The 16,248-nt window shown below is 60.8% G+C and carries 22 protein-coding genes; 11 read left to right on the top strand and 11 right to left on the bottom strand.

The features are described from left to right. Positions 1-589: 589 nt before the first annotated feature. From BFW87_RS06165 to BFW87_RS06180, 4 genes are all read right to left on the bottom strand, one after another. Entirely contained in the window at positions 590-1,495 is a 906-nt protein-coding gene (locus BFW87_RS06165; RefSeq protein ID WP_078739051.1) for an alpha/beta fold hydrolase, read from the bottom strand. Further along, on the bottom strand, positions 1,495-2,277 hold the full coding sequence (locus tag BFW87_RS06170; protein WP_078739052.1) for a class II aldolase/adducin family protein: 783 nt from the start codon (positions 2,275-2,277) through the stop codon (positions 1,495-1,497). The genes BFW87_RS06165 and BFW87_RS06170 overlap by 1 nt, the downstream gene beginning before the upstream one ends. 140 nt (positions 2,278-2,417) lie before the next feature. After that, on the bottom strand, positions 2,418-3,104 hold the full coding sequence (locus BFW87_RS06175; RefSeq protein WP_078739053.1) for an LrgB family protein: 687 nt from the start codon (positions 3,102-3,104) through the stop codon (positions 2,418-2,420). Then, the gene (locus tag BFW87_RS06180; protein ID WP_078739054.1) at positions 3,094-3,465 is read right to left on the bottom strand and encodes a CidA/LrgA family protein; all 372 of its coding nucleotides are present in this window, start codon (positions 3,463-3,465) and stop codon (positions 3,094-3,096) included. The genes BFW87_RS06175 and BFW87_RS06180 overlap by 11 nt, the downstream gene beginning before the upstream one ends. A gap of 98 nt (positions 3,466-3,563) precedes the next feature. Between BFW87_RS06180 and BFW87_RS06185 the strand changes: the two genes are divergently transcribed. Continuing rightward, entirely contained in the window at positions 3,564-4,460 is an 897-nt protein-coding gene (locus BFW87_RS06185) for a LysR family transcriptional regulator (RefSeq protein ID WP_078739055.1), read from the top strand. On the opposite strand, the gene BFW87_RS06190 is transcribed toward BFW87_RS06185, so the two are convergent. Next, positions 4,441-4,896, bottom strand: coding sequence for a flavodoxin (locus tag BFW87_RS06190; protein WP_078739056.1), 456 nt, complete (start codon positions 4,894-4,896; stop codon positions 4,441-4,443). The genes BFW87_RS06185 and BFW87_RS06190 overlap by 20 nt on opposite strands. A 129-nt stretch (positions 4,897-5,025) precedes the next feature. On the opposite strand from BFW87_RS06190, the gene BFW87_RS06195 reads away from it, so the two are divergent. Both BFW87_RS06195 and BFW87_RS06200 read left to right on the top strand, forming a co-directional pair. Beyond that, a complete protein-coding gene (locus BFW87_RS06195) occupies positions 5,026-5,493 on the top strand; it encodes a PAS domain-containing protein (RefSeq protein ID WP_078739057.1) in 468 nt (155 codons plus the stop codon). 58 nt (positions 5,494-5,551) lie between these two features. Further along, positions 5,552-6,157 carry a hypothetical protein gene (locus BFW87_RS06200; protein ID WP_078739058.1) on the top strand — a complete coding sequence of 202 codons (606 nt, stop codon included), beginning with the start codon at positions 5,552-5,554 and terminating at the stop codon, positions 6,155-6,157. A gap of 2 nt (positions 6,158-6,159) precedes the next feature. On the opposite strand, the gene BFW87_RS06205 is transcribed toward BFW87_RS06200, so the two are convergent. After that, positions 6,160-7,116 carry a MerR family transcriptional regulator gene (locus tag BFW87_RS06205; protein WP_078739059.1) on the bottom strand — a complete coding sequence of 319 codons (957 nt, stop codon included), beginning with the start codon at positions 7,114-7,116 and terminating at the stop codon, positions 6,160-6,162. Between the two features lie 212 nt (positions 7,117-7,328). Here BFW87_RS06205 and BFW87_RS06210 point away from each other — a divergent pair, with 212 nt between their 5' ends. From BFW87_RS06210 to BFW87_RS06235, 6 genes are read left to right on the top strand one after another with little or no spacing between them, the layout of a single operon-like run. Next, the gene (locus BFW87_RS06210) at positions 7,329-7,889 is read left to right on the top strand and encodes an antibiotic biosynthesis monooxygenase (RefSeq protein ID WP_078739060.1); all 561 of its coding nucleotides are present in this window, start codon (positions 7,329-7,331) and stop codon (positions 7,887-7,889) included. A 57-nt stretch (positions 7,890-7,946) separates the two neighbouring features. Beyond that, on the top strand, positions 7,947-8,657 hold the full coding sequence (folM, locus tag BFW87_RS06215; protein ID WP_078739061.1) for a dihydromonapterin reductase: 711 nt from the start codon (positions 7,947-7,949) through the stop codon (positions 8,655-8,657). 20 nt (positions 8,658-8,677) lie between these two features. Further along, positions 8,678-9,238: a GTP cyclohydrolase I FolE gene (gene folE / locus BFW87_RS06220; protein ID WP_078739062.1), complete on the top strand. Its 561-nt coding sequence runs from the start codon at positions 8,678-8,680 to the stop codon at positions 9,236-9,238. 2 nt (positions 9,239-9,240) lie between these two features. Further along, complete coding sequence (gene folX / locus BFW87_RS06225) at positions 9,241-9,612, top strand: dihydroneopterin triphosphate 2'-epimerase (protein ID WP_003194073.1); 372 nt, start codon at positions 9,241-9,243, stop codon at positions 9,610-9,612. Between the two features lie 24 nt (positions 9,613-9,636). Next, positions 9,637-9,933, top strand: coding sequence for a DUF1244 domain-containing protein (locus BFW87_RS06230; RefSeq protein WP_010206472.1), 297 nt, complete (start codon positions 9,637-9,639; stop codon positions 9,931-9,933). After that, on the top strand, positions 9,926-10,264 hold the full coding sequence (locus BFW87_RS06235) for a HopJ type III effector protein (RefSeq protein ID WP_078739063.1): 339 nt from the start codon (positions 9,926-9,928) through the stop codon (positions 10,262-10,264). Before BFW87_RS06230 ends, BFW87_RS06235 begins: the two co-directional genes overlap by 8 nt. A 167-nt stretch (positions 10,265-10,431) precedes the next feature. On the opposite strand, the gene trxB is transcribed toward BFW87_RS06235, so the two are convergent. After that, on the bottom strand, positions 10,432-11,394 hold the full coding sequence (gene trxB, locus BFW87_RS06240; protein ID WP_078739064.1) for a thioredoxin-disulfide reductase: 963 nt from the start codon (positions 11,392-11,394) through the stop codon (positions 10,432-10,434). Between the two features lie 127 nt (positions 11,395-11,521). Continuing rightward, positions 11,522-11,677, bottom strand: a complete 156-nt coding sequence (locus BFW87_RS31955; RefSeq protein ID WP_176159717.1) for a hypothetical protein — start codon at positions 11,675-11,677, stop codon at positions 11,522-11,524. On the opposite strand from BFW87_RS31955, the gene cysZ reads away from it, so the two are divergent. Together cysZ and BFW87_RS06255 are read left to right on the top strand one after the other, a co-directional pair. Beyond that, positions 11,676-12,440 (top strand): sulfate transporter CysZ, encoded by a 765-nt coding sequence (cysZ, locus tag BFW87_RS06250; RefSeq protein WP_078739065.1) that lies wholly within the window; start codon positions 11,676-11,678, stop codon positions 12,438-12,440. The two genes, BFW87_RS31955 and cysZ, sit on opposite strands and share 2 nt — an antisense overlap. A gap of 54 nt (positions 12,441-12,494) precedes the next feature. Beyond that, positions 12,495-13,673 (top strand): glycosyltransferase family 4 protein, encoded by a 1,179-nt coding sequence (locus BFW87_RS06255; protein ID WP_078739066.1) that lies wholly within the window; start codon positions 12,495-12,497, stop codon positions 13,671-13,673. Positions 13,674-13,784: 111 nt separating this feature from the next. On the opposite strand, the gene BFW87_RS06260 is transcribed toward BFW87_RS06255, so the two are convergent. The 3 genes from BFW87_RS06260 to BFW87_RS06270 form a co-directional block, all read right to left on the bottom strand. Then, positions 13,785-14,888, bottom strand: a complete 1,104-nt coding sequence (locus tag BFW87_RS06260) for an NADH:flavin oxidoreductase (protein ID WP_078739067.1) — start codon at positions 14,886-14,888, stop codon at positions 13,785-13,787. 304 nt (positions 14,889-15,192) lie between these two features. Continuing rightward, a complete protein-coding gene (locus tag BFW87_RS06265) occupies positions 15,193-15,675 on the bottom strand; it encodes a glutathione peroxidase (RefSeq protein ID WP_078739068.1) in 483 nt (160 codons plus the stop codon). 101 nt (positions 15,676-15,776) lie between these two features. Next, the gene (locus tag BFW87_RS06270) at positions 15,777-16,241 is read right to left on the bottom strand and encodes a CreA family protein (protein WP_078739069.1); all 465 of its coding nucleotides are present in this window, start codon (positions 16,239-16,241) and stop codon (positions 15,777-15,779) included. Positions 16,242-16,248 lie beyond the last annotated feature (7 nt).

Genomic DNA, 16,248 nt, shown 5'->3' on the forward strand with positions numbered 1-16,248 from the left:
GCTTGCCTGCGAAGGCGGTGGCATTGCCAACACAGGTGTCGCCTGACCTGCCGCTTTCGCAGCCTCGCTAAAGCTCGACAGCTCCCACAGGGGATCCGCGGTGTTGGAAATACCTCCGCTGGCAGGGCCATCGTGCCGGGCAATTCTTTAGCCAGCGATGAAGCTCCACTGTGGGAGCTGGCTTGCCTGCGAAGGCGGTGGCATTGCCAACACAGGTGTCGCCTGACCTGCCGCTTTCGCAGCCTCGCTAAAGCTCGACAGCTCCCACAGGGGATCTGCGGTGTTTGAAATACCTCCGCTGGCAGGGCCCATCGTGCCGGGCAATTTTTAGCCTGCAATGAAGCTCCACCGTGAGAACTGGCTTGCCTGCGAAGGCGGTGGCATTGCCAACACAGGTGTCGCCTGACCTACCGTTTTCGCAGCCTCGCTAAAGCTCGACAGCTCCCACAGGGGATCTGCGGTGTTTGAAATACCTCCGCTGGCAGGGCCATCGTGTCGGGCAATTTTTAGCCAGCGATGAAGCTCCACTGTGGGAGCTGGCTTGCCTGCGATACAGGCGCCTCGGTCTATCTGGAAGACTGCGATGAGGCTATCGCAGGCAAGCCAGCTCCCGCACAGGCCCGGCGATTCGCTCGCGAAACGCCAGATAATGCTTGAGCACCAGCACCGGCGCTTCGATCTGCGGGTAATGCCCGATATTGGCCAGCAACACCGTGTCGGCGTGGGGCACCAGTTGGTGATAACGCTCCACCATGTGCGCACCGGAGATTGGGTCGACCTCGCCGTCAATCACCCGCAGGGGCACTTCGTCGCGCTGCATCGCGTCCACCCAACGTTCACGCTGGCGGCGGCGCTGGGGGATGTAGGCGATGAGTTTGTGCAGGATGCGCGTACCGTCATTGCAATTGATCAGGCTCCAGAAATCATCCAGCGCGCTTTCACTGGGTCGCGTAGTCGGGCCGAAAATCTGGCTGAAGCTGTTCGACAAGGCATTGCGCCCAAACGCGCGGCCCACCATCCAGCCGAGCGGGCTGAGCAAAAGCTTTTGCACGAGCGCCGGGCGGTGGGTTTCCGGAAACAGGCCGCCGTTGAGGAACACGCAGCTGGCCATCTGAAACCGGCCTTCGTAATGCCGCGCCAGCAATTCCTGGGCAACGCTGTCGCCATAGTCATGAGCCAGCACATGCACCGGCTGCTCCACACGCAGATGGTCGAGCAGTGCCTGTTGCAGGTCCGCTTGCTCCAGCAGGCAATAATCGTGATCCAGTGGCTTATCCGATTCGCCAAACCCGAGCATGTCGCAGGCGATCACCAGGTTGCGCTGGGCCAGAGGTTGCCACAGGTAATGCCAGTCCCAGCTGGCCGTGGGAAAGCCATGAATCAACAGCAGCGGCTCGCCCTGCCCGGCCACCCAGTAACGAATGGCGCGGCCACGAAACAGGAACACCTGACTGCGTTTGCGCCAGGCTCTGAGCGGGATTTCGGCGAGTGGCATCAGCTTTTATACCCGGGGTCTTGGCTGTCCAATTTACGCAGCAGCGCCGGCCAGGCCAGCGCGCCTCCCATACCTTGAGCGCTCTTTGTGACAGCCGTCATCATGGCTTTGGCACCCGCCAGAATCTGCGGCTCGATGCGGATCAACTCGGCCCCGCCATTTTGCGCCAGCACCTGAATATCGCAGGCGCGCTGAAAGGTGAACATCATCAGGAAGGTGTCAGCGATGGTGCCGCCGCAGGTCAGCAGGCCATGGTTGTGCAGCATCAGGAAATTCTTGTCTCCCAGGTCCGCCTGCAAGCGCGCCTTTTCTTCGTGGTTCAGCGCCACGCCCTCGTAAGCGTGATAGGCCAGGCTCGACAACACGAAAATCGATTGCTGACTGATGGGCAACACGCCTTGTTTCTGCGCCGCCACCGCTACACCGGCGGCGGTGTGGGTGTGGATCACGCAGGTCACGTCGTGGCGCACTTCGTGGATGGCGCTGTGGATGGTGTAGCCCGCCGGGTTGATCTCGTAGGGGCTGTCCATCAGCTTGTTGCCGGCCTGGTCGACCTTGACCAGGCTTGATGCCGTGATCTCGTGAAACATCAGTCCGTAGGGGTTGATCAGGAAGTCGTCGGTACCCGGCACTTTGGCCGAGATGTGGGTGAAGATCAGGTCGTCCCAGCCGTGCAGCGCCACCAAGCGATAGCACGCGGCAAGGTCGATACGCGCTTGCCACTCGGCAGGGCTGACGTGGTCTTTGACATTCTGTGGCGATAGAACGGGGGCTAGGCTCACGACGATGACCTCCTTGGCGCACTTTTTTATTGTTTTTTTGAGTGAAGGGTCAGTCTAGACAGACGCCATGGCGGAAGGAGTTGCCTTCGCAGCCAGCTTGATGACTGAGCGAGTCACAAAGAAGAATAGTCCATGTGGCGTCAGAGAAGCGCCGCCAATAAAGGCACGGCGAACAGGTTGAGCAAGCCCGTCAACACCATCACCAGGCCCGCCACCGAGCCCTCTTCGCCGCCCACTTCGCGCGCGCGGCTGACACCCGCGCCGTGTGCGCCCACGCCAAACAATGCACCTCGCGCCAGCGGCGTACGCAGCGGCAACCACTTGAGCAACACACCGCCGAGCATGGCGCCGAACACACCGGTGAACATCACGAACACGGCCGTAAGCTCCGGGACGCCGCCGAGGTCGGACGACACCGGCATGGCAAACGGCGTGGTGATCGAGCGCGGCACCAGCGACATCGTCACCGAGCTGTCCAGCGCCAGCGCCTTGGCCAGGCCGAACGAGGTGGCGATCGACGCCGCACTACCGGCCACCATCCCGAGCAGCAATGCCGACCAGTGCCGTGCGAGCAAGCGCCGTTGCTGCCAGATCGGCACTGCGAACGCTACGGTCACCGGGCCCAGCACCAGCATCAGCCAGTGAGTGTCAGTGGCGTATTCGGCGTAGGCGGTTTTCATAGGCACGGCCACTGCCAGCAGCAGCGCCGGAACCAGAATCAAAGGGGACAGCAGGTAACGCCCGGTGCGCCGGTAGATCCAGCGGCTGAACAGGTAGGCGCCCAGGGTCAGGGCGAGCCAGAACACCGGCATCAATTCAAGCTTCACGGCGCAGCTTCCAGCGGCAGACCATTTCCACGGTGAACGCAGTCACCAGCATGACCGACAGCGTGCTGATGCCAATCACCAACAGAATGCGCCAGCCTTCGTTGCGCAACAGGCCACCGTAGTCGAGCAGGCTCATCAGCGCCGGGATAAAAAACAGCAGCATCTCGGCCATCAACACACCTGCGCCCAGCTCCAGGGCCGCAGGTTTGACCAGCCCACTGGCGAACGTTGCCAGTAAAAGGCCCAGCCCCACCACGCCGCCGGGGATCGGCCACGCGAACCACACGGACAATTCGCAGCCCAGCAGGTAGATAGCCAGCAATATGACCAGTTCGGTGAGCAAACGCGTGAAACGTTTCATGGGCTTTGGGTCCTCGCAGGCGCTCAGTTTAAAGACGCCACACCCATCCCCACAGCGAATTGTTAGACTGCCAACTATTCCAAACTGGAATCGGGCCCATGGAATTCAAACAGCTGCGCAGTTTTGTCGAAGTCATCCAACGCGGCGGCTTCACCCAGGCAGGGAAAACCCTGCATATCAGCCAGTCCGCCGTCAGCAAACAAGTGGCGCAGCTTGAGCAAAGCCTGGGCACGCCGTTGCTGGAGCGCACAGGTTCGCAGATCCGCCTGACCGCCGCCGGCGAGGTGGTGCTGCAACGTGCAGAAGCCATGTTGCGCCAGCAGAGTGAATTGCTCAGCGAGCTGGATGACATGCAGCAACTGACCCGTGGCGAATTGCGCCTGGGCCTGCCGCTGTTGGCGGGCGATACGTTGTTCGCGGGCCTGTACGCCGAATACCGCAGGCGTTACCCCAACGTGACCATCCAGTTGATGGAAGAAGGCAGCCGCAACATCGAGCGCGCAATTTTGAACGGTGAGCTGGACGTGGGCGGCAGCTTGATGCCCAGCGACCCAGCCTTCGCCTGGCAAAAGTTCTGCGACGAACCGCTGGATGCCCTGTTGCCGATGGACCATCCGCTGGCGCAAAACGCCCAGGTGCGTCTGGAAGAATTGGCCGATACGCCGTTCCTGATGTACCAGCGCAGTTTTGTGCTGAACGATCGGCTGATGCAGGCCTGTCAGCAATTGGGCTTTACGCCGAAGGAAATCGGGCGCAGCGGCCAGGCGGATTTTCTTGCCGCACTGGTCGCCGCCGGCCAGGGCGTGGTGCTGCTGCCCAGCGTGGTCGCGCGCGGCCTGGTGCGTCCCGGCGTGGTGCGCCTGACGCTCAAGGCTCCCGATTACCTGCGTTGGGACATCGCCTTTATCTGGCGTGAGGGCGCCTATCTGTCGAAAGCCGCCCAGGCCTGGCTGGCGTTGCTGCGTGAGTTTCCGGTCAACCGCGCAGTGCAGTGACCAGTTCGGCCAGCCACGGCTCGGCGTCGGCTTCGGGGGTGACGCTCTCGCTGGCGTCCAGGCGCAGCATCGGCAGTACTTCACGCACGCCCAGCTCGCCGAACAGTTCGCGCATTTGCTCGCCGCCGCCGCAGAAGGTGTCGCCATAGCTCGCATCCCCCAAACCGATGACGGCGCCGGGCAGGCCGCGCCAGGCGGCGGGCAGTTGGTCACGAATCGTCGAGTACAGCGGTTGCAGGTTGTCGGGCAGCTCGCCCATGCCGGTGGTCGAGGTCACCGCCAGAAACGCTTCGGGGGCGAAGGCCTGCACATCGGCCAGGGTGGCGCGAGGATTGTGCCAGGCCTCAAAACCCGCCGCGTTGAGGAGACCGGCGGCGTGACGGGCGACTTCTTCAGCCGTGCCGTAGACCGAGCCGGAAAGGATGGCGACTTTCATCAATCTGATCCTGTGGTTGAGCGAAAGCGTGGGATATTAGCAGCTGGTGCAACTATTTCAGCGCACCCGGTGCAAGATTCAAGACTTGCCATAAACTCAAGCTTCCAAAAACAAGCCATGGACCGCTCAATGATTAACGCCAACCTGATGCAAATGGTGATCAACGCCTCCAACGACGGCATCGTCGTCGCCGAGCGGGAAGGCCAGGACAAGCCGCTGATTTACGTCAACCCGGCTTTTGAACGCCTGACTGGCTACTCCCTGGACGACATCCTGTACCAGGACTGCCGCTTCCTGCAGTCCGGCGACCGCGATCAGCCGGCCCTGATGGCCATTCGCGAGGCGCTCGACAGCGGCGGGTCGTGCCGGGAAATCCTGCGTAACTACCGCAAGGACGGCACGCATTTCTGGAATGAGCTGTCGCTGTCTACGGTTTATAACGAGGCCGACAAGCAAACCTATTTTGTTGGCGTGCAAAAAGACGTCACCACTCAGGTCAAGGCGCAGCAGCGTGTTGCCCAGCTGGAAGCCCAGGTGGCCGAGCTGAAAGACCAGTTAGCGGCCCTCCAAGCGACGAGTGGAGTTAACAAGTTGTAGAAAATGCGGCCTTTAGGGCGATAATGGCTTTTTAATGTCTCATCCTTGAGCCACATCAATGCAGCGCGACACTCTCTTGACCCAGGACGAACTGGATTTCATCCAGGACATGCAGCACAACCCGCAGCTCAACCTGCGGGATGCGTGGTCGAGCCTGACCGTCAACGGCGGTTCGCAGATTCGTGATTTGCTCACCCGGCTCGCCGCGCATGACCAGGTCACGATCCAGGCACAGTTCGACAACCAGCAGCTCACCTTCCCCCTGCATTTGGTGGAAGACGAGTTTCATGCGGTGCATCTGCGTTTGGGGGTGCCGAGCATTTTTGAAGACGGCCCGATGATCCGGCCCTGGCGCCTGGCGCTGGAAACCCCGGTGGCACTGGAAAACGTCAGGGGCAACCCCGCAGCGCTGTGGGTGCATGAGGTGTCATTCAAAGGTGTGTTGGTGGAGATTCGTGGCCGGGTCAAGGCGCCGAAGACCTTTTCCCTGTGGTTCAGCCCCTCGGGCTATGAGCGCATTGCGCTGCGCGGCACCCTGGAAAGGGAAACCGCGCGTGGCTTGTTCGCTTACCGCCTGAGCCAGAGTGATGCGGATGAAATCGAGCGCCTGCGCCAGTTCATACTGCACCAGCACCGCTTGGTGCACCCGCACGTCCACGCCTGAAATCAGGTATCCAGCTGACCGCTGAGAAATTGCTGCAGGCGGCGCTGCATTAACCGTGCGTCGTTACCCAGGCAGCCGATGGGCGAACCCGCCAGGCTTTGCTCGGCAAAATCCGCCGCATCACCGGCGAGCAGCAGCGGGCAATCCAGCGTCATTGCCAGGCGTTTGAGCCGCGCCGGCAACTCGCTGCCGGGAGCGCGATTGGAGAACAGGACAAGGGCTTGCGGCCGGGTTTTCTCACAGATCAGCGTCAACTCATCGAACGGCTGACCCATCCCCAGCACCTTCACTGCAAGCTTTTCACTGGCAATCAGTAAACCCGCGACCAGCAACTCCAGCTCACGGCATTCTCCGGCGATGGCCGACAACACTACCCGCGGCGCCGGTGAGGCGCAGATCGCCTGCAGGCGTTGCGCCGCGCGTGATCGCAGGAAGCTGTCGAAGAACAGCCATTCACTGGCCTGGCCGAAGCTGGCGTGATGACGCAGCAACTGTTGCCACAGCGGCATGAGAATGTCCTGGAACACCACCGCGGTTGAGTAGGCGGAGAAAATCTGGCCGTACAAGCGGTCCAGTTGGCGGTCGTCGAATGCGTGGATAGCCAGCCGCAATTGCGCTTGCCACTGGCGCCACTCCAGGTCGGTATCAATACGCGATGCCGTCAGCGGTTCGCTGTGCACATCATCGCGCGCAAGGATCTTGCCTACTTTGCTGACCGCCACGCCGCGCTCGATCCAGTCGAGAATGCGGTGCACGGTGTCGATATCGGCACTCGAATACAGTCGGTGCCCGCTTTCGGTGCGGGTGGGCTGGATCAAGCCGTAGCGGCGCTCCCACGCACGCAAGGTGACCGGGTTGACCCCGGTGAGCCGCGCCACTTCGCGAATCGGAAACAACGCCTCGGAGTCAGCGTCGATGTCGTGCGTGGCGTCGCGCTGAGGAGCAATGATTTCAGGCATCAGAGGTCAGAAACGTCCGTGTGGATTTGGATCCCATTTAACGCCGATTGCCGCGTCCGGTTCAAGGTCTACGACGATCCGTCCGAAGTCTCTGGCGTATTTGGGTAAAACAGGAATAATCCTTGCCTGTTTTTACATAGCGGCACCACCCCGTCGCTATGTTTGTGCGCCACCTACCCGGTTCAGCGCACCCGTCTATTTGGAGATACACAATGTCTACCTCTCCCGTCACCTTGATGGTTGCGCGCCGCGTGGCCAAAGGGCGCTACGAAGAACTGATGGCCTGGCTGCGCGAAGGCGAGCAACTGGCCACTGACTTTCCCGGTTACCTGGGTTCCGGCGTGCTGGCACCGCCGCCCCATGATGACGAATTCCAGATTATCTTCCGCTTCGCCGACGAAAAAACCCTGCACGCCTGGGAGTTCTCCGCCTCGCGCAGCGCGTGGCTGAGTCGTGGCAGCGAGTTGTTTGCCGACCCGTCCGAGCATCGCGTCAGTGGCATCGACGGCTGGTTTGGCACCGTGGGCGCTCGGCCGCCACGCTGGAAACAGGCGGTCGCAATCTGGCTGGCGTTTTTTCCGGTGTCGCTGCTGTTCAACTTTGGCCTTGGGCCATTGCTCAGCGAACTGGACCTGTTCACCCGTGTACTGGTCAGCACCCTGGCGCTCACGCCGCTGATGGTTTACTTCTTTATTCCGTTGTCGACGCACTTGTTGGCGAACTGGCTGCACCCCTCACCGCCTCCGGCAAAGGTCAGCGAAGCTGCCGCTTGAGTACAGGGGCGGCCGGTCGCTGGTATAGTTTCCACCTGCCCGCGACTTGAGCCTCCCATGACTGCAACAGACGCCCCGATCCTGATCACCGGTGCCGGCCAGCGTGTCGGCCTGCATTGCGCCGAGCGCCTGCTGGACGAAGGCCACCGGGTGATTTTCAGCTACCGCAGCGAACGCCCGGGCGTTGAGGCCTTGCGCGAACGCGGCGCGGTCGGCGTGTTTGCCGATTTTTCCAGCGAAGCGGGGATTCTCGCCTTCATCGCCGCCCTGAAAACCCACACCGACAGCCTGCGCGCAATCATCCACAACGCCTCGGCGTGGGTGGCGGAAACCCCTGGCGACGAAAGCCGTGCATTCATCGACATGTTCAGCGTGCACATGCTTGCGCCGTACCTGATCAACCTGCATTGTTCACCTTTGCTGCAACGCTCGACACCCGCCGATATCGTGCATATCAGCGATGACGTCGTGCGCAAGGGCAGCCGCCAGCACATCGCCTACTGCGCCACCAAAGCCGGGCTCGACAGCCTCACGCTGTCGTTCGCCGCGCAATTTGCGCCGCTGATCAAGGTCAACGGTATTGCACCGGCCATGGTGATGTTCAACGAAGGCGACGACACGGCGTACCGCGAAAAGGTGCTTTCAAAGGCCGCACTCGGCATCGAACCCGGGCCCGAGGTGATCTACCAGAGCGTGCGTTACCTGCTGGACAACCCCTATGTCACCGGTACCACCCTGACCGTCAACGGCGGGCGGCATATCAAGTAAGCCGTTTGTGAGGATGTTGTATGACCTTGTCCCTGCCCCAACACTACCGCGAAATTCTCAAAGGTCTGGGCGAAGACCCGGAACGCGAAGGCCTGCTCGACACCCCCAAGCGCGCGGCCAAGGCCATGCAGTACCTGTGTCATGGCTATGAGCAGGATCTGGACGAAATCGTCAACGGCGCCCTGTTCGCCTCCGACAATGACGAGATGGTGATCCTCAAGGACATCGAGCTGTATTCGCTGTGCGAGCATCACCTGTTGCCCTTTATCGGCAAGGCCCACGTGGCCTATATTCCGACCGGCAAGGTGCTCGGCCTGTCGAAGCTGGCGCGCATTGTGGACATGTACGCACGGCGTCTGCAGATTCAGGAAAACCTCACGCGGCAAATCGCCGACGCCATCCAGCAAGTCACCCAGGCGGCCGGGGTGGCAGTGGTAATCGAAGCCAAACACATGTGCATGATGATGCGCGGTGTGGAAAAACAGAATTCAACCATGAACACCTCGGTGATGCTCGGCGCGTTCCGCGAGTCGAACACTACGCGCATGGAGTTCCTGCAACTGATCGGACGGAGCAAGTAGCAATGCCACAACTTCAACCAGGCATGGCGCGCATCCGGGTCAAGGACCTGTGCCTGCGCACCTTTATCGGCATCAACGAGGACGAGATCCTCAACAAGCAGGATGTGCTGATCAACCTGACCATCCTGTATGCCGCCCAGGAAGCCGTGCGCGACAATGACATTGACCACGCGCTGAACTACCGCACCATCACCAAGGCGATCATCGCTCACGTCGAAGGCAATCGTTTTGCCCTGCTGGAGCGCCTGACTCAGGAACTGCTGGACCTGGTGATGAGCAATGAGTCCGTGCTGTACGCCGAAGTCGAAGTGGACAAACCCCACGCGCTGCGTTTTGCCGAGTCGGTTTCGATTACCCTGGCGGCCAGCCGCTAACCCCCCGGATTTTCAGTGAGCCTTATGAACGATCAACAACGCCTCGAACTCGAAGCCGCCGCCTTTCGCCGGCTGGTGGCGCACCTGGACAGCCGCAAGGATGTGCAGAACATCGACCTGATGAACCTCTCCGGTTTCTGCCGCAACTGCCTGTCCAAGTGGTACAAGGCCGAGGCTGACGAGCGTCAGATCGAACTAAGCCTCGATGACGCCCGTGAAGTGGTGTACGGCATGCCGTACGCCGAGTGGAAAGCCCAATACCAGAAAGAAGCCAGCGCCGACCAACAGGCGGCGTTTGCCAAAGGAAAAACCCATGACTGATTTGAATGCCCTGCGTGCCAGCCTCAACAGCGGCGAACATATTTTTGCTGACACACTGGCTTTTGTGGCCGCAGCTTACGACTACCAGCCGCAAGCCTTCACCAACGGCGACGTGGAAAATGCTGCCGGGCAGAACGAAGGTTCGTGCAAGACCCTTGGCCTGGCATTGCTGGAAGGCTTGAATGACCAGGAAGCGCTGTTGGCGTTTGGTGAGCATTACCGTTCGGTCGTGGCTACTCCGGAAGGCACTGACCACGGCAATATCCGGGCGTTGATCGCGCATGGTTTGGCCAGTGTGAAATTCACCGCACAGCCCCTGACCCGCCGCTGATTCAATTTGCAATACGGTCACTGTGGGAGCTGGCTTGCCTGCGATGGCGGTGGTGAATGTCACCCCGCTATCGCAGGCAAGCCAGCTCCCACATTTGAACTGCGGCGCTGATTAAATTGTGGACATAAAAAAACCGGCCTCTCAGCCGGTTTTTTTATTTCAACGGTTTAGAACGAAGCGTCCTTCAACCCGTCGAGGTAACGCTCGGCATCCAGGGCCGCCATGCAACCGGCGCCGGCCGAGGTGATGGCCTGACGGTACACGTGGTCAGCCACGTCACCGGCAGCAAAGATGCCTTCGATGTTGGTCGCAGTCGCGTTGCCTTCACGGCCGCCCTGCACCACCAGGTAGCCGTCTTTGGCGTCCAGCACGCCTTCGAACAGCGAGGTGTTCGGGGTGTGGCCGATGGCGATGAACACGCCGTCAACTTTCAGCTCGTCGAAGCTGCCATCGTTGTTTTTCAGGCGAGCACCGGTCACGCCCATGTTGTCGCCCAGGACTTCGTCCAGGGTGGCGTTGAGCTTGAGGATGATCTTGCCTTCAGCAACACGGGCGTGCAGCTTGTCGATCAGGATCTTCTCGGCGCGGAAGGTCTCGCGACGGTGAACCAGGGTCACGGTGCTGGCGATGTTGGCCAGGTACAGCGCCTCTTCCACAGCGGTGTTGCCGCCGCCGACTACGGCGACCGGTTTGTTGCGGTAGAAGAAACCATCGCAAGTCGCACAGGCGGAAACGCCCTTGCCCATGAACGCTTCTTCCGACGGCAGGCCCAGGTAACGGGCGCTGGCGCCGGTGGCGATGATCAGCGCGTCACAGGTGTAGACGCCGCTGTCGCCGGTCAGGCTGTAAGGCTTTTTGGAGAAGTCGACCTTGTTGATGTGGTCGAAGACGATCTCGGTTTCAAAGCGCTCGGCGTGTTCTTTCATGCGTTCCATCAACACCGGGCCGGTCAGGCCGTGAACGTCGCCCGGCCAGTTGTCGACTTCCGTGGTGGTGGTCAATTGACCGCCCGCCTGCATGCCGGTGATCAGCAGCGGCTTGAGGTTGGCTCGGGCAGCGTAGACGGCAGCGCTGTAACCGGCAGGGCCGGAACCGAGAATAATCACTCGCGAATGACGGGTATCAGACATGACTCACTCCTGTCGACCGCCCGGACAACAAGGCGGCTGGAATAAAAAAGGACCGCGAAGCACTTGGGGAAGGCTTGAACTCGCAGATCCTGAAAATAATGGGTGCAGCGTATAGAGGGGGGCAAGATTAAGGAAATACGGAATGACAATCCAGCTCATAGGCGATCTCTATGCAATTGAACGGGTTGATCGACACCTTTGTTACCGTTGATGTCGCGGCTTTCGCCTGCGCGACAAAGCCGGTAAGGTCGGCGCGTTCGTCATCCTGCTCGGAGTTCCCCATGCCCGCCCCCGCTCTTTCCGGCCCGCAATACCTGCGTGAAGGCCTCAAATTGGTGTTGAGCCCTGGCCTGCGCCTGTTTGTGCTGCTGCCGCTGGCGATCAACCTGGTGCTGTTCGTCGGCTTGATCTATTTCGCCGGCCATCAGTTCAGCCTTTGGGTCGACCACTTGATGCCGACGCTGCCGAGCTGGCTGAGCTTTCTGAATTACCTGCTGTGGCCACTGTTTGTGGTGCTGGTGGTGCTGATGGTGTTTTTTACCTTCACCATGCTGGCCAACATCATCGCGGCGCCTTTCAACGGTTTTCTCTCGGAGAAAGTCGAAGTGGTGGTGCGTGGCACCGATGACTTTCCGGCCTTCAGCTGGAGCGAGCTGATCGCCATGGTGCCGCGTACCCTGGCGCGGGAAATGCGCAAGCTGGGCTACTTCCTGCCACGGGCAATCGGCCTGTTTATCCTGTCGTTCATTCCGGTGGTCAACCTCGTCGCGGCGCCGCTGTGGCTGTTGTTTGGCGTGTGGATGATGGCGATCCAGTACATCGACTACCCGGCCGACAACCACAAGCTGGGCTGGAACGAGATGCTCGCCTGGCTGCGCCAGAAACGCTGGCAGAGCATGAGCTTCGGCGGCATTGTTTACCTGGTGTTGCTGGTGCCGGTGGTCAACCTGCTGATGATGCCGGCTGCAGTGGCTGGCGCCACCTTGTTCTGGGTGCGTGAGCAAGGCGCCGAAGCCATGACGCGGCAACAGGTCGCCAAGTCATAAATCCATCATCGCGATGACACAATGACGACATGGCCCACGGTGACACTGTGGGTCATGACGACAGCCTCGCTTCACATCACCCTGATTACCGAAACCTTCCCGCCGGAGATCAACGGGGTGGCCAATACCCTTGGCCGCCTGTGTGACGGTTTGCGTGCGCGTGGCCATCAAGTCGAACTGGTGCGCCCGCGCCAGGGTGTCGACCAGAGCCGCCCCAGCGATGACGAATTGCTGCTGTGCCGCGGCTGGCCACTGCCGGGCTACCCGGGCCTGCAATGGGGCCAGTCGTCGATGCACAAACTGCTGCGGCGCTGGACCCGTCAGCGCCCGGACGTGCTGTATATCGCCACGGAAGGGCCGCTGGGGTTATCCGCGTTGCGCGCGGCGCGTCGCCTGGGAATCAGCGTCGTCAGCGGGTTCCATACCAATTTCCAGCAGTATTCGAATCAATATGGCTTGAGCCTGCTGAGCCGCGTGGTGACCCACTATTTGCGCTGGTTCCATAACCGCTCAACCTTGACCCTCGTGCCCAGCACCAGCCAACGTCTGGAGCTGGAGCGCCGTAGTTTCGAGCGCCTGGGCATGTTGTCGCGCGGGGTCGACAGTCAATTGTTTCACCCGGCCAAGCGCGATAATGCCCTGCGTGAAAGCTGGGCATTGAACAGTGAGCAAATCACGGTGATACACGTGGGGCGGCTTGCGCAGGAGAAGAACCTGGGGCTGCTCAAACGTTGCTTTGAAACCTTGCAGGACACTTACCCACTGCGCCAGATGAAACTGATCATCGTAGGCGATGGCCCACAACGGGCGATGATGGAAAAGGAACTACCGGAAGCCATTTTCTGCGGCACATTGCGCGGTGAAGAACTGGCGCGCCATTACGCGTCGGGCGATGTGTTCCTGTTTCCCAGCCTGACTGAAACCTTTGGCAACGTGGTACTGGAAGCCATGGCCTCGGGGTTGGGCGTGGTGGCCTACGACCAGGCGGCCGCGACCCAGCATATCCGCCATGGCTACAACGGTGTGCTGGCGATGCCGGGGGATGAGGAAGCGTTTTGCGATGCGGCCAATTGGCTGCTGGAAGATGCAGAAAGTCTGCGCCGCATGCGCCTGAATGCCCGGCAACACGCGAGTCGCCAGGGTTGGCCGGCGATTATCGAGCAGTTTGAACGGCAGTTGCGCGGCGTGTGCAGCGAGCAGCCGGTGATTGCAGGGCAGTCGCGCTTGATCTGACGCAGGTGTTGGCCGTTAGATCGCCATCGCGGGCAAGCCCGGCTCCCACAAGGAAATGCATTCCACTGTGGGAGCCGGGCTTGCCCGCGATGGCGTCAGGCCTGTCGCCCATTACACCAAGGTCGTCAACGCCTCACGACTGAACGGCAGGATGTCGCCTTCACGCCCTTCACGCACTTTGACGGCCCAATCCGGGTCCACCAGCAGGGCGCGGCCCACGGCGACCAGGTCGAACTCGTCGTTGTTCAGGCGCTCCAGCAGTTTTTCCAGGCTGGCCGGTTGCGCGACCTTGTCGGTGTTGACCATGAACTGCAGGAATTCGCCGTCAAGGCCCACGCTGCCGACGGTGATGGTCGGTTTGCCGGTGAGCTGACGGGTCCAGCCGGCCAGGTTGAGGTCGGAACCTTCGAATTCCGGCTCCCAAAAACGGCGCGTGGAGCAGTGGAAAATATCCACACCCGCGTCAGACAACGGCTTGAGGAACTCACCCAAAGCTTCCGGGGTTTGCACCAGGCGCGCAGTGTAGTCCTGCTGCTTCCACTGGGAGAAACGCAAGATGATCGGGAAGTCCGGACCCACGGCGGCGCGGGTGGCCTGGATCAACTCAATGGCAAAACGTGAGCGATTGGCAGGGCTGCCACCGTATTCGTCGGTGCGCTGGTTGGTGCCTTCCCAGAAAAACTGGTCGACCAGATAGCCGTGGGCACCGTGGATCTCCACGCCGTCCATGCCGATGCTTTGCGCATCCTTGGCGGCCTGGGCGAAGGCGTTGATCACGTCTTTGATGTCTTGGGCGGTCATGCCGTGGACGACGACAGTGCCGTCCTTGAGTTTTTCCATCGGGCCGTAGGCCGGCACGCTGGCGTCAGGCTCGGTGCCGATACGGCGCACGCTGCCCACGTGCCACAGCTGCGGGACGATCTTGCCGCCCTCGGCATGCACGGCGTCGACCACTTTTTTCCAGCCGGCCAGCGCGGCCTCACCGTAAAAATGCGGGACGTTCGGGTAACCGTTGGAGGCTTGATGCCCTACCACGGTGCCTTCGGTGATGATCAGGCCAACACCGGCAGCGGCACGGCGGCGGTAGTACTCGATGACTTTGGAGTTGGGTACGCCACCCGGGGAAAACGAACGGGTCATGGGCGCCATGACCACGCGGGTCGACAACTGCAGTGCACCGAGCTGGAAGGGTTTGAATAAAGCTTGGACAGACATGGAGCACTCCACGGCAGAGGGATTTATGATGTGGATAATATTGCGTGTGCGCGGCGCGTGGAAGCACTATTGATCTGGGTGATTAAGGGGTAAAAGTGCGGGAGGCGAAGAAGCGCTGGCCTGTGGTGAGCGAGCTTATTGTGGCGAGCGGGCTTGCCCCGCGTTGGGGCGCGAAGCGGCCCCGAAACCATGCACCTCGGAGTGTCTGGAGAATCGCGGTGAGTTTATTGGGGCTGCTGCGCAGCCCAACGCGGGGCAAGCGCGCTCGCCACAGCAAGTCTGCTTGCCACAAAAAGCCCGCTATTCAGGCCAAAGCTTTTTCGATGGCTTGCACGATCGTTGGATCATCCGGCGCGGTGCGCGGCGAGAAGCGCGCGAGCACGCGTCCATCCTTGCCCAACAGGAATTTCTCGAAATTCCAGGTGATGTCTCCCGGAAACTCGGCACCCTCGCCCGCCAACAGGCGGTAGAGCTGATGGCGATCAGGCCCGTTGACGTCGAGCTTGCTGCCCAACGGGAACGTTACGCCGTAATTCAGGCTGCAAAACGCCTGGATCTCTTCCTCGGTACCCGGCTCCTGGCCTGCAAACTGGTTGCACGGCAGGCCCAGCACGGTGAAACCCTGGCTCTTGTATTGCTGATAGAGGTTTTCCAACGCCGCGTATTGCGGGGTCAAGCCACATTTGGAGGCCACGTTGACCACCAGCACAACTTGCCCCTTGAAGGGCGCCAGCGGCAGCTCATGACCGTCTAAAGCTTTGAGTTTCAGGTCGTGGAAAGCACTCATGACGAACTCCAGATATCCCATGTTCTTCGCATTGCGGCTTGTCGAGATTACAGACCACAAGCCTGCAATCATAGACGCCGATTGAAAAACTCGCCCGCCGGTTATTGCGCAGTCGGCCAAGGCAAAATCGGGATGGCCGTGACCGCATTCTGCGGGCTGCCTTCAATCAAACGGTCGCTGTAAACCAGGTAAACCAGGGTGTTGCGCTTCTTGTCGAGAAAACGCACCACCTGCATGGTCTTGAACACCAGCGAGGTGCGCTCCTTGAACACTTCGTCGCCGTCCTTGAGCTCGCCCTTGAAGTGGATCGGGCCCACCTGACGGCAGGCAATCGAAGCTTCGGCGCGGTCTTCAGCCAGGCCCAGGCCGCCTTTGACGCCGCCAGTCTTGGCCCGCGACAGGTAGCAGGTCACGCCGTCGACCTTGGGGTCATCAAACGCCTCGACCACAATGCGGTCGTTGGGGCCGACAAATTTGAACACCGTCGATACCTGGCCGATCTCTTCCGCCGAGGCCAACAGTGGCAGGGCCACTAACAGGCCGAGCAATCCCTTCATCACGCGCATCGTGTAT

Origin of the sequence: Pseudomonas fluorescens (assembly GCF_002022275.1) — a bacterium.
Lineage (GTDB): Bacteria > Pseudomonadota > Gammaproteobacteria > Pseudomonadales > Pseudomonadaceae > Aquipseudomonas > Aquipseudomonas fluorescens_AJ.